Raw genomic sequence first — 12,313 nt, forward strand, 5'->3', positions numbered from 1 at the left:
GCACTCACCAGGGTCAATTAAGCCATGGGTTAAATTAGTTAAATTGACGCCCAATAAATTTGACGGTTTCATCCTTGGCTTTTTTGACGGCAAGTTTGCGGTTTTTTCCCAGTAGTAATTTGATTTGCCACAGTTTTTCTTGATACAAGGTTGTTGCAGGCGTGTGATACATGGCATTGATGATGCGTTTGCTCGCCAAGACGGCATCGGGGGAGCAATTGCTTAATTCTGCGACCAAATCCTTCGCAACTGCCATCGGTGTATCGCTTAGATAGCTGACCACACCGTAGTCAAAGGCTTGCTGCCCATCAAAAATCCGTGCCGTCATCGCTAATTCCTTGACGATATCGGCGCGTAGCACCCCCATCGCAGACTGGGTCAGTCCCATATCCGGTACCAGTCCCCATTTGGCTTCCATAATGGCAAATTGGCAATCCGCTGTGGCGATACGAATATCGGTCGCCAGTGCCAACTGTAGCCCTGCGCCAAGGCAATGTCCATGCAATACACTGATGACGGGCATCGGCAGTTCTCGCCACACAAGGCACACTTTTTGAAATTTACTTTGAAAGGGTTTGATAAGCTCCCAAGCGACCTGTTTTAGATTTTTTGGGTTGTTTAAATCCGCCAAATCAATGCCGGTAGAAAAGCTTTTACCTTCACCTGCCAAAATCACCGCCCGCACGTCCGTCCATGTGGTGAGCAGGTGGGCTAAATCAATGAGTTTATCCATCAACGCAAAACTTAACGCATTGCGCTTGTCAATCCGTGTCAGCCAAACAATGACGCTATCATCACCGCTAAGTTCCAACCGCACATCGGGTGCAAGGTTATCGTTTGCCGCTTTGATACGCTGCGCTAAAGATGAAGCAGTAGCACGCTGAGAAAATGGCAAAAACCCTACACCCGGCAATATTTTTGATACCGACAAAACCGACATACGCATCCTTAAAATTTGACCAACCCAATCCACTTAAAAAAATGTTGCAAGAACGCAATGGTTTGCAATCATTAATCTCACTTTACTGATTTTGTTGATTGGGCACAAGAGGCGATATCGGACGATACGTTTAAGAAAGGTAACGTGGAATAGCAAGTATGCCAAACCTAGGCGGTATTGTGGTGATGGGCATCAAATCATCTTCCAAGTCATATCGTTTTCTTTGAGCTGGGCATATTTGAGTGCAGGGAATTGACTCAAATCAGCCTGTGCCAAGTTATCGAGCGCTTGTAGCATTTGCTCATAATAAGGCGCCAAAATGGCAAATTGCGCAGGCGAGCTATTGTTGATATTTAGCAAGCACTTGTCTTCAAGATTTTGGCTGGCTTGGCGTAGCTGTGGTACGCCCGTATAACGACTCGCGCCTAAAATGCGATGCGCGACGTGGGACAAGGCTTGCCTGTCGTGGCGCTGCCAAGCCTGCTGTAAGTCACTTTTTTCCTGCTCAATTGATTCAATCAGCAGGGTAATCAAGTTGGCTGCCAAATCAGGCTTACCTGCTACCCGCATCACCGCATCATCCCAATCAATAACAGCAAGACTTGCTAGTGACTCAGCGCTATGCTGGCTGCTGACCGATGGTAGGCTTGGCAGATTAGTGTTGTCATCGGTGGTAGTCGCTGAGGCGGCTAATGGCGTATGAGCAAATACGCCACTCTCTTTGGGGGTTGCAGGTGCAGTACGCGGGTTATTTGCCCCAGACGCTATCGGCCGCGCCGAGATGGGTGAGTTGATAGCAGATTTGTCAGAAGCCACATCAGCGGTTGAGTCAAAAGTCACATCAGCGGACACGGAGGTGCTGTGTTTACCCAACCAGCGTTGCAGGATTTGCAATAACTGGGCTTGACTGATTGGTTTGCCCACATAGTCATCAATCCCAGATGCCAATAATTTATCGCGTTCATCCGATAGACTATGCGCGGTCAGGGCAATAATCGGAATATGTTGATGTCCTGCTTGCGTTTCAACCTTACGGATTTGGATGGCGGCTTCACTGCCTGACATTCTTGGCATTTGAATGTCCATAAAGATCAAATCCACGGCGGTATCGCTTTGTGACTGGTGGGTGGTGATGTATTCAATGGCATCAAACCCACTGTTGACCGTCACCACATTAATGCTTAGTTCAGCCAATAACGCTTCTAGTACCAACAAATTGGGCAGATGGTCATCCACGGCAAGCACAGTAAAGCCATGCCACTGCGGCAGTGTGGGCTCTTGGCTGCTGGCAGAATTGCTATCGAGCAGCTGATAAAGCTGGCGACGATCGAGCGGCTGATACAAGGCTTGGGCTTGGTAACGCGACAACAATTCTGGCTCAAGATTGACTTGATAGCCAAATAGTAGCAATTTACCGGCATAATGTAAGCGTACTTGTTTGAGCAGCGACGTGGTATCCTCAGTGGTGCCATTGTCCACGATGACCCAATCCCAATGATTGCCTGTTTCTTTGAGCGATTCAAGTAGGCTGGCTAGCGTACTTGCGGTAGTAATGGCAATCGGCAATTCACGCAGCGAGCCTTTTAACACCTGTAAGCTTGCAAGATGGTCAATCCAAACCAAAATATTTACCGCAGTAGTGGTATCAGCCGCCACATAACCGGCATCGCTTTTTGGCGCGACAATGGCGGGTAACTGCCAAATGGGGTCATGGATAAGCAGCCGCTGCTGTTCTTGGTTACTGATGCTCATCGGCAAAGTAAACCAAAAGGTCGTGCCTTTGATTTTGTGCGATTGGCTTGCATCACCCGCTTGCTCAGTGGCGTTGTCATAAAAACCAATATTGCCGCCCATCAGATAGGTGAGCTGTTTTGAAATCACCAACCCCAACCCCGTACCGCCGTACTGGCGAGTAATCGACGGATCGCCTTGCGAAAAACTTTGGAACAGCACTTTTTGATGCTCAGGCGAAATCCCGCGCCCTGTGTCTTGCACACTGATATGAATTAAATCATCGATGTCCTCATCCAGACTGACCCGCACAATGACCTCGCCATCATCGGTAAATTTGATGGCGTTGTTAACAAGATTGGTCAACACTTGCTTGGTGCGTAACGCATCCCCCACCAGATAATGCGGCACATCGTCATAGAAGAACACCGCCAGGCGCAAGTCTTTCTCTGCCGCGAGTGGCGATAACATATCCACCACATCGTAGATACTGGCATACAGGTCAAATTCATGACTATCCAGTACCAATTTACCGGCTTCAATCTTAGAAAAATCAAGCACGTCATTGACCAGTGCTAATAGGTGCGCTGAAGACTTACGAATCGTTTGCACGTACAAGTCTTGCTCGGCGTTTAAGCCGCCATGACGGGATAATAGGTTGATAAACCCATCAATACTGTTAAGTGGGGTGCGTAATTCATGACTGATATTGGCTAAAAATGCCGATTTGGTTTGACTGGCTGAAACCGCGGCATCACGCGCATTGCGAATTGAGATGTTTTGCATTTCCATCTCGTCAAAAGCCAATCGCAAATCATCTTCGGTCTGTTCGGCGTGATTTTTGAGTTCTTGGAAACTTTTATGCAGACGTCTTAAGGTCTTGACCAAGTCCTGTTGCAGTTGGTTGATTTCACCGCTGGCGTTGATGGTCATCGGTTTATACAGGTTATTGGCGTTGGTGCGCTGCAAATGTAACCGCATCTCATAAATCGGCGCAATCCAACGTCTGGCATATATGTGGGTGGTTAATAGCAGCAGCAAAATGGTAAAAAGTCCGGTAATCGCTAACGCCAACATCACTTGATAGCGAGCCACTTGTAGCGGCTCATTATCAATATTGACAATAAGCCACAAGGTCGGTAGTGGGGCGGTGGCATTGGCGGGCGGGCTTAGTACCAATTTTCGACCAAATAAGCTACTACCTTTGCTATTAAACAGGCTGTTGGATTGGGTGTTGAGCTGCGTTAGCAAATAAGTTTGCTGCGTATTGCTTTGCGCTTCAAGGTGGCGTCCCAAAAAAGGCAATAAGCGCGGATTGGGCTGTTGCGACAAATCACCAAAACTGACCAACACTTTATTTTGTTCGTTGACAATCGCTACGCCTTGCAAGTGCTTGTCGTTGATGGCATTTTGTAAGGCAAATTTCACATTGGCTTGTAGCGCCGCCAATTCTTTGGGCGACAGCTCAGCTTTATTTGCGCTGTGTTTGTTTATGCTATCTTTATTTAAGCCATCTTTACTTGAGCCATCGTCATTTGAGCGATTATTGCTATTAGGCTGAGTGCTAGTTGTCGATAGCGCTTGGTTGATTTTAATCAGATTCGTCTGCATAGAAGCGGCGACAGGCTGCAGCGTCACCAGCAAATTATCGGCGGTTGATTGCTGAATGGCACGCGCAGCACGGCTAGTATCCGATAACACCAAAAAACCACCCGTCAACGCGAGTGCGCTAATCGGCAAAAACACCAACAGTATCAACTGTCCATAAGCGGTGGAAAAATCCAAGTGAAATCGTTTGCTCACATTGCTAGCCTTGCATCAGCCTAATTTAGGCATCAGATTTTTTATCAGGGTTTTGGGGTATAGCGTTTCATTTTATAGGATTTTAGCCAATTTTGCTTGCGCGGCTAGGGTTTTTGTCGCAAGTAAATTTTTGACAAGTCTATACCCTAGCAAAAAATCGAGATAAAATCAGATGGGATAGCGGTTGAAAAATGACTTGCACAATAATCATGATTCGCCACTGACGGGTGATACGAATTTTGCTAAACTACGCGCGCAATCAAAAAAATTACTGTTAAAAAAACTAATCAACGCTAGCTAATCTATAAGCTATACTAAATTTCGTCTACTCAAAACTCGTATTATCAAAACTTCATGGCCAAAAACTAAGGTTGTCTTATGACCCACAATAATTTCATCACTGAAACCAGCACGCTCAATGACTGCATTGGACATACGCCACTGGTCAAGCTGGCGCGATTTGCACCGCAAACCGACCAAGGTACAGCCACCCTGCTTGCCAAACTTGAAGGCAACAATCCAGCGGGCTCAGTGAAAGACCGCCCTGCCTATAACATGTTTTATCAAGCGCAACTACGTGGCACTATCAAGCCAGGCGACACCATCATTGAGGCCACCAGTGGCAATACAGGCATCGCCCTTGCCATGGTCGCGGCAATGCGCGGCTATGCCATGACGCTGATTATGCCTAGCAACTCTACCCAAGAGCGTAAAGACGCGATGGCAGCGTATGGGGCGACATTGATTGAAGTCGATAACATGGAGTCAGCACGCGACCTTGCCCAGCAAATGCAGGCAGAAGGCAAAGGCATCGTACTTGACCAGTTTAACAACCCTGACAACAAACAAGCGCATTATCTGACCACAGGTCCTGAGATTTGGCAGCAAACAAATGGCACGATTACCCATTTTATTAGCTCAATGGGGACCACAGGCACCATCATGGGGGCGTCCAAATACCTAAAAGAACAAAACCCAAACGTGCAAATTATCGGTTTACAGCCCGCTGAAGGCGCTAATATCGCAGGGATTCGACGTTGGGAACCAGCGTACCTACCCAAAATTTTTGAGCCAAGTTTGGTGGATAGGGTGATGGACATCGAGCAGCACGATGCGGAAGTGTTTATGCGTAAGCTTGCCCGTGAAGAAGGGATTTTTGCGGGGGTATCATCAGGTGGTGCGGCGTGGGCAGCGTACCAAATCGCTCAAGAACACCCAGAGGCGGTGATTGCATTTATCGTCTGTGACCGTGGCGATCGTTATCTATCAACAGGGTTGTTTGGTGTTAAAGATGACGCTTAATACCTAATAACATAAAGCAGAAATTAACAAGGAGGTATTATGGCTACGCCAGCGCCGATTTTAGTATTTGATATCGAAACCATACCCGATGTTGCCACAGGCAAGCGGCTATACCCTGAGTTGGCTGGGTTATCGGATAACGATGCCATGACCAAGCTTATGGCACTGCGTGAGCAAGATGTTGGGCATCCTTTTATGCCACTGCCTTTGCACCAAATCGCTTGTCTTTCGGTGTTGTGGGTGGCGGGTGGCAAAATGACCCTCAAATCGCTGTCGCTGGCTGACCATAGCGAAGCGCAAATAATTCAAACCTTTTTTAATGCTATTGAAAAAAATCCGTTGTTGGTGAGCTGGAATGGCAAGGGCTTTGATATACCGGTTATGGTGTATCGGGCGTTGCAGCATGGCTTGACTGCGCCCAAGCTGTTTAGCCAAACCGGTGAGATGAGATACAACAACTATATCAACCGCTATCATGACCGTCACACCGATTTGATGGTGAAACTTGCCATGAATAGCACGTCGCAAAAACTCGATGTCGTCGCATCCTTATGCGGCTTTGCAGGCAAGCAAGCGTTGGACGGCTATGATGTGGTGCCTATGGTGCAAGCAGAGGCATGGGATAAGCTCACCACTTATTGTGAAAGTGATGTGCTCAATACTTGGCTGATTTTTTTGCGCTACCAACGACTGACGGGACAATTTTCAGCTGAGCAAAGCGAGCAATGGGAATCTACCACCCGAGACCATCTGCAATCGTTCACCAATCAAGACAATAGCCTGCGCCATGATAAATTTTTGCAAGCGTGGCAACCTGCTAGCAATTTAGCAGCTGACCAGCATGTCACTCATGTCACTGATATCGCCATCACCCAGCCATCATCTGATACCCCAACCACCCAAGTAGAATCACCATGAATACGATTTTTCCACCCGGCCAAGTGGTGGCACTGCCCATCCATCAATCTGAGCAAACCTTTCCTGTCCGCCGCGTGTATTGCGTGGGGCGCAACTATGCCGACCACGCCCGAGAGATGGGTAGTGACCCTGACCGTGAACCGCCATTTTTCTTTTGTAAAGCCGGTGACAGCGAGTCGATTATTGCGGTTCGACCCGATAGCGTTGCCCAATTGCCTTATCCGACTAAAACGCAAGCGCTACATTATGAAGTAGAATTGGTGGTTGCGATTGGCAAAGCGGGTGCCAATGTGAGTGTAGCACAGGCTCATAACTTGATTTTTGGCTATGCCGTGGGGCTCGACATGACGCGCCGTGACTTGCAAAACGAAATGAAAAAATCGGGTCGTCCGTGGGAGATTGGCAAGGCGTTTGATTATTCGGCACCCATTGGCGAAATTTATCCCGTTGCTAGCGTTGCTGAGATACAACAAGCAAATATTTCATTGGCGGTGAATGGGGAGCCCAAACAACAAGGCAATATCAATCAGTTGATTTGGAATGTGGCAGAGACCATTGCCAATTTATCCGAGTTTTTTGAGCTCAAAGCAGGGGATTTGATTTTTACAGGCACGCCAGCGGGCGTGGGTGCGGTGGTGAAAGGCGATACCATACTGGCGCAAATTGACGGACTGGGTAACATTGAATTGCTGGTTGTGTAAAACGGGTGGTGTAAAAGATGAAAAAAGGCGCTATTGATAGCGCCTTAATTATTAAGATGATGAATTTTATTGTGACGTTTGTTATAGCACTTTTTCAATCTGAAAACCCATGTTTTGCATGAGTTCTGCTTTATCAAACGGTGCAAGGCTTGCGCGTGTGTAAGGCTTGTCTTTAAGATAAGTTCTTGTCACCCGCTGTAAGTCTTCCAAAGTTACCGCCAAGATTTTGGCACGCATCGCTTGTTGCCAGTCTTTGCCGCGACCATGCAACTCGGCAAACAGCGCCTTGACCGCTTCACCCGCAGGACTTGCGGGCTTATCCATGCCTGCCATCAATCCTAAAATCGCTTCTTCAATCCAAGCATCGGTTTTTTCGCCTGTGGTCTGCGCGAGTAACCAATCAATACTACCCAAGAAGTCATCAAACGTGGCTTGGTCACGCGGGTCACGGTAGCTATAAAACTTGAAAGAGCAAGCATTGCTATCATAGCTCGCGCCGCCGCCATACGCCCCGCCTTGCTCACGAATGGTACGATGCAGATAGTTGTTGCGTAGCACACTTGAGAGCACCATCAAGGCAGGGGCATCGGGATGGTTGGTCGGTACGGCATCAAAGACAAGCGCATGATGAAATACATTGGTTTGCGCAAGCCACGCGATATCGCTACCGTCAGTGGTAATGGGCGATTCGATTAAAGTAGCGGTAGGCTCTTCAACAGGCGTTTGCCAGCTCTCACTAATCGCTTGCTGCAGCGTCGGTAATACCTCTGCTTCGGCGATGATAAGTGCTTGTTTTGGCAGGGCTTTGATGTAGCTGTGTAAATTGGCTAAGCGCTCTCCGAGCTTTTGCCACGCACTGCTATCTTGCTCTGCTTGCTGCAAAAATTCAGTTAAGCTATTTAATGCAGGCAAACCACCGCGTACATATTCAAGACGGGCGATTTTACTGGTGTTACGGCTCGCTGTTTGCATGGCATACGCATGACCTGCATTGGCAAGGCGCGATTGCCAGCCCATTTGTTTTTGGGTCAGTAGCTCTTCCATTCGCGCATATTCAGTAAAAATAGTGTCGTTGAGTACTTCTTTAACCAGCTCAATCGCTTCAAATTTACGTGACAATGAACGGGTAGCGAACACCAAGAAGCTATCCATTTTTTCGGGGTTGTCAGGTGACGTGCGCTGGCTGATTCTGACAGTCACACCGCTTGAATGGCGTGCTTGCCGCGCTTGAAATGCCAAGGCATCGTGTTTGCGCGTGCCTACTTCACTAATCAAGCTCAGATAGGTTGGTAAATCTGGGTGATTGATGAGCGCTTCATGACCTTCTAGGGGTATAATCACTTGATAATAGTACAGACCATTGGTGCCTGCTTCATATTCATACAACGTACTTGGCACACCACTTAAAGTGATATCGCGTTTTGTACCTGTTTTAAATTGAATTTGGGCAGGAATATCCGCCAATCCCACTTTGGGTAGCAAATCCACATCATCAGGCGTAGCTTGGCGCTCGGCAAGGGCTTTGGCTTGGGCGATGAGCGCATTACGCGTGTCATCGGTCAGTGCCGCTTCGATGGTGTCAAGTTTGGCTTGCTCATCCTTAGCTTGTTGCTCAGATTTACTGGCATCAGGGATGAGTGTCAAGCGCACGCGGTGCGGATTGTCGAGCAAAAATTTGCGAATCAAATCGGCGATAAAATCCGGGTTTTTTACTTGCTCACGTAGCCAGTTTAGGTTTTCATCGATGTCCCACACATGCATGGGGTCGCCGTCGTGGATAGCAGTACTAAAGCCTTCTAGCATCAAATTTAGACCATATGGCATACTATCGCCACCGATATGACGTTGGTCGATTTCGATTTGGTGCAAAATGGTTTCAATCGCTTCACTGTCCACAGGCTGGTCCGCCACTTGTTTGAGTAAGTCCAAAATCCCTTGCTCAATAGCATCGCCATGCTCAGGCTCAGAGCCACGGACACCCGCATAAAACACCATCTGATAATGGCTGTCATCCAAGCCCAGTAGCGGCGTTGGGGCAGATGCCAGCGGATGGCTATCGAGATATGCCCGCAGCGGCGAACCTGCATGTTCAACCAATACGCCTTCAAGTAATCGCATAGCCAGGCGCTGTTTGCCGTCTAAAATCGATGGTAATAACCATGCCATGACGTGATGGGTTTGTTTGGGTTTCACCGTATCGACACTGTAAGTGTCCGTCACGCTGATTGGCGCGGTCAATGGTTTTTCGAGTCGTGAGGCGTGTTTTTGCCCTTTAGCAAACGCTTTGCCTGCCACCGCCAATGCATCCTCGTGGATACGGGCTTGGGTCTCTGCCACAGGGATATTGCCAAAGCTCATCACCACCGCATTGCTTGGGTGATAGTGACTTTGATGAAATTTGACCAAATCAGCATGAGTCAGCTCAGTAATAGCAGCAGGCTCACCGCCAGAATTGTAGTGATAAGTGGTTGTGGGGAATAAATGACGCGCCAGCGTGTGATACAACTGGTCAATCTCGCCACTCATCGCGCCTTTCATTTCATTAAACACAATGCCTTTATACTGCGGTTTGCCATCATCATCAAGCTCCACACGAATCCCTTCTTGGGCAAAATCGAGCGGATTTAAACTTGGGAAAAATGTCGCATCTAAATACACCGACAACAAGTTAAAATAATCTTGACGGTTTTGGGTGGCAAACGGATACGCCGTCCAATCTGCCGCGGTAAACGCATTCATAAACGTATTGAGCGAGCGCTTAATCATGCTAAAAAACGGGTCGCGCACGGGATATTTTTCAGAGCCACATAGACTGGTATGCTCCAAAATATGCGCTTCACCGCGGTCCGTCATCGGCTGGGTGCGAAAGCCAATCATAAAGGCATTTTCATCACTCGGGTGGGCTAGGTGATAATGAATCAACCCCGTGGCGTTATGTTCACTCACCAGCACATCAAGCGATAACGCATCGATGCGCTCATGAGAGCGTAGGGTAAAAGCAGGGTGCAGGGTCAAATCTAAAGTAGTGTCGTGAGAAGTTGCGGGCATGAAGTTACCTGTTATGAATAATAATACTTGTCAAAATTTATCGCTGACAATGAATCGTGAAATAGACGGAAAGTATAGCAGTTTTGTCGGATTTATTTTTGAGAAATGGGGGTCAAAATCGTTTTATTAAAGAGAAAATGACTTATTGTTATCAAGTAAAGTTTCAATTTTTACAGTAAAATGCTGCTACGGATTTGGACAATAAAGTCTGCTATGATAAACCAGCCTTAGAATAAAAATGGAAAAATCATGCGAAAGCCCATGTTTCAACTATTTGCAAACTATAATCAAAACTTGAATCAAGCAATGATTCAAGCGATGAAACAACTTGATACCGATAGTTTACTTAAAAATCAGCACGCATTTTTTGGCTCAATTTTAGGTACCATGAATCATTTGATGGTAGGGGATTTAATTTGGTTAAATCGTTTCAACCAGTTCTTTAATTTTAAAAGTTTACAGATTTTAGCCAATTTTCCAAAGCCGACTGCTTTAGATACGTTATTGTTTGACAACTTAACAGCCTATGCAGCTGCAAGAACTGAGCTTGACAATATCATTATAGCTTTGGTGGAAGAAGTGACTGAAAGCCAATTGCAACAGCCAATGATTTATCACAATACCAAAGGACAGACATTTAACCGAGAATTTGGTTTGTTACTCAGTCACTTTTTTAATCACCAAACACACCATCGTGGGCAAACCACAACGCTATTATCTCAACAAGGTGTTGACATTGGTATGACAGATTTTTTAATAGTCATGCCTAATGAACCATCAAGTACATAAAAAAACACCCTAACCAATTTATCTCAAAAAGGAAAAACCACATGGCAAAAATCGTCGCCATCGGCAATGCGTTAGTTGACAGTGAATTTGTCGTCACCGATGCACAGCTTCACGCCACAGGATTGACCAAAGGTAACATGACCCTAGCCAGTCACAGTGAGCAAGCTGATCTCATCGCCTCGCTCACCACGCAAAACATCACCGCGACCAAACAAGCCGGCGGTGGCTCGGCTGCCAACAGTATCTATGCTGCCGCAAGCCTTGGCAGCGATACTTTTTACGCTTGCCGAGTGGGTAAAGACGATGCAGGGCGTTTTTATTTGGCGGATTTAAATGCCGCGGGTATCAAGACATCTACCAAGTCATTCGCTGATGGTACCACAGGTAGCTGTATGGTGATGGTGACCCCAGATGGTGAGCGCACCATGCAAACGCATTTGGGCACTTCAGCAGAAATCAGCGAAACCGATATTGAGTTTGATGCGCTCAATGATGCTGATTGGTTGTACCTTGAAGGTTATCTTGCCATGTCACCCTCGGTACAACAGGCGATTGCTCAGCTAAAACAACAAGCCAAAGACAACGGGGCTAAAATCGCGGTCAGTTTTGCCGACCCTGCCGTGGTCAAGTTTGGTCGTGAAGGACTTGATGCCATGCTAGAGGGTGGCGTGGATGCGGTGTTTTGTAACTGTGATGAAGCGCAGCTATTTACCAACCAAAGCAGTCATTCGCAAGCGGCAACAGCGTTATTGTCAGTCGCCAATATGGCAGTGGTGACCAATGGCGCAGCAGGGTCAATCATTGCAGTGCGAGACGATGTTTCACGTGAAACAAAATTGATTGATGTGGCATCGCTAGCCGTTGATCAAGTGCTAGATACCAATGGCGCAGGGGATAATTTTGCGGGCAGTTTTTTATACGCGCTATCGCACGGTCATGCGTTGGCAGATTGTGGCAAATTAGCCAGTAGCGTCGCAAGCCAAATCATTCAGCAGTTCGGACCCCGTCTCAAACCGGCGCAATACCAAGCGATTTTACAATCAACCTTAACATAGCGCACGGCTAATAAGCCGGATTTTGA

8 protein-coding genes are annotated in these 12,313 nt (G+C 47.2%); 5 read left to right on the forward strand and 3 right to left on the reverse strand.

The window, feature by feature from the left end:
* Positions 1-34: 34 nt before the first annotated feature.
* Both AXE82_RS07630 and AXE82_RS07635 read right to left on the reverse strand, forming a co-directional pair.
* Positions 35-940, reverse strand: coding sequence for a crotonase/enoyl-CoA hydratase family protein (locus AXE82_RS07630; protein ID WP_172460500.1), 906 nt, complete (start codon positions 938-940; stop codon positions 35-37).
* 192 nt (positions 941-1,132) lie between these two features.
* A complete protein-coding gene (locus AXE82_RS07635) occupies positions 1,133-4,474 on the reverse strand; it encodes an ATP-binding protein (protein WP_062333240.1) in 3,342 nt (1,113 codons plus the stop codon).
* 378 nt (positions 4,475-4,852) lie between these two features.
* On the opposite strand from AXE82_RS07635, the gene cysM reads away from it, so the two are divergent.
* From cysM to AXE82_RS07650, 3 genes are read left to right on the forward strand one after another with little or no spacing between them, the layout of a single operon-like run.
* On the forward strand, positions 4,853-5,776 hold the full coding sequence (cysM, locus tag AXE82_RS07640; protein WP_062333244.1) for a cysteine synthase CysM: 924 nt from the start codon (positions 4,853-4,855) through the stop codon (positions 5,774-5,776).
* A 39-nt stretch (positions 5,777-5,815) separates the two neighbouring features.
* Positions 5,816-6,694 carry a 3'-5' exonuclease gene (locus AXE82_RS07645; protein ID WP_062333247.1) on the forward strand — a complete coding sequence of 293 codons (879 nt, stop codon included), beginning with the start codon at positions 5,816-5,818 and terminating at the stop codon, positions 6,692-6,694.
* Positions 6,691-7,395: a fumarylacetoacetate hydrolase family protein gene (locus AXE82_RS07650; RefSeq protein WP_062333250.1), complete on the forward strand. Its 705-nt coding sequence runs from the start codon at positions 6,691-6,693 to the stop codon at positions 7,393-7,395. Before AXE82_RS07645 ends, AXE82_RS07650 begins: the two co-directional genes overlap by 4 nt.
* A gap of 81 nt (positions 7,396-7,476) precedes the next feature.
* Here the strand turns inward: AXE82_RS07650 and AXE82_RS07655 are convergent, their stop codons facing one another.
* Complete coding sequence (locus AXE82_RS07655; protein ID WP_062333254.1) at positions 7,477-10,443, reverse strand: insulinase family protein; 2,967 nt, start codon at positions 10,441-10,443, stop codon at positions 7,477-7,479.
* Between the two features lie 249 nt (positions 10,444-10,692).
* On the opposite strand from AXE82_RS07655, the gene AXE82_RS07660 reads away from it, so the two are divergent.
* Complete coding sequence (locus tag AXE82_RS07660) at positions 10,693-11,232, forward strand: DinB family protein (RefSeq protein ID WP_197931435.1); 540 nt, start codon at positions 10,693-10,695, stop codon at positions 11,230-11,232.
* 41 nt (positions 11,233-11,273) lie between these two features.
* Complete coding sequence (locus AXE82_RS07665; RefSeq protein ID WP_062333257.1) at positions 11,274-12,287, forward strand: adenosine kinase; 1,014 nt, start codon at positions 11,274-11,276, stop codon at positions 12,285-12,287.
* The last annotated feature ends 26 nt before the right edge of the window (positions 12,288-12,313 follow it).

This window comes from Moraxella osloensis (assembly GCF_001553955.1).
Lineage (GTDB): Bacteria > Pseudomonadota > Gammaproteobacteria > Pseudomonadales > Moraxellaceae > Faucicola > Faucicola osloensis.

What these genes read in the sequence shown, in the direction of transcription:
- AXE82_RS07630 (WP_172460500.1), bottom strand. Translation starts at nt 940, where the DNA reads ATGTCGGTTTTGTCGGTATCAAAAATATTGCCGGGTGTAGGGTTTTTG.
- cysM (WP_062333244.1), top strand. Translation starts at nt 4,853, where the DNA reads ATGACCCACAATAATTTCATCACTGAAACCAGCACGCTCAATGACTGC.
- AXE82_RS07645 (WP_062333247.1), top strand. Translation starts at nt 5,816, where the DNA reads ATGGCTACGCCAGCGCCGATTTTAGTATTTGATATCGAAACCATACCC.
- AXE82_RS07650 (WP_062333250.1), top strand. Translation starts at nt 6,691, where the DNA reads ATGAATACGATTTTTCCACCCGGCCAAGTGGTGGCACTGCCCATCCAT.
- AXE82_RS07655 (WP_062333254.1), bottom strand. Translation starts at nt 10,443, where the DNA reads ATGCCCGCAACTTCTCACGACACTACTTTAGATTTGACCCTGCACCCT.
- AXE82_RS07660 (WP_197931435.1), top strand. Translation starts at nt 10,693, where the DNA reads ATGCGAAAGCCCATGTTTCAACTATTTGCAAACTATAATCAAAACTTG.
- AXE82_RS07665 (WP_062333257.1), top strand. Translation starts at nt 11,274, where the DNA reads ATGGCAAAAATCGTCGCCATCGGCAATGCGTTAGTTGACAGTGAATTT.